We start from the raw sequence: 709 nt of genomic DNA, 5'->3' as shown, positions 1-709 counted from the left end.
CAGCCCTTTTAAGGTGACCGCCCGGAGGGGGCTGCCGCTTGCGCCAAGAGTTTAGCCGTCGAGACATGAGGCTTGCCGGTGTGCTTCGTGCGCGGTGTGCGTGGCTTCTTCGGCCCCCGGGTGGTCTTGCGCAGCTTCTTCAGGTCGACGTTCTGCGCCAACACCAGCAGCATGGCACAGAAGCGCACCTGGTCGACCTGCGAGAAGACGCTCCACTGTTGCTCCTCGACGGCGATGTTGAGCCCGTCGGTGGTGCGGGCGATCTCAGCGGCCAAGTAGTACTCAGACACCGTCTCATCGATCTTGGCCTCGGGGTGCGCCGCGCGCAGCGCGGCCATGACCACGGCATAGAGATTGAATGCGACCAACGCCAGGCAGAAGCCGAACAGCGCGGCCTGCGGATAGCCCAGGGTGTTGAGCTCGGAGTTCAGATGCCCCTCCAATTTTTGAAACGCGGTTTCAATCGTCCACCGGCCGCGATACAGCTCCGCCACAGTGGCGGCATCGGCCTGCTCGGCAGGCAGGTTGGTCAAGAGGATGAGATCCCGATGCCCATCGCGGGTCGGCTGCTTGAGCCTGAGCACGACGCGCCGCCAGGTCCAGGTGTGCCCCTCGGCATCGGTGACCTGCACCGCCTGCTCGAACAGCTCGCCATCGGCACTGCGCCCGCACGGTTGCAAGGCACTGAGCGGTTTGACAGTGAGACCGC

General features: G+C 64.6%; 1 protein-coding gene. It reads right to left on the bottom strand.

The annotated features are described in order from the left end of the window. Positions 1-8: 8 nt before the first annotated feature. The coding region (locus VBE63_RS30915) for a transposase (protein WP_323686767.1) at positions 9-709 on the bottom strand (701 nt) is incomplete at its 5' end.

Source organism: Lamprobacter sp. (assembly GCF_034860625.1).
GTDB lineage: Bacteria > Pseudomonadota > Gammaproteobacteria > Chromatiales > Chromatiaceae > Lamprobacter.
This window is presented reverse-complemented; position numbering and strand designations above follow the sequence as displayed.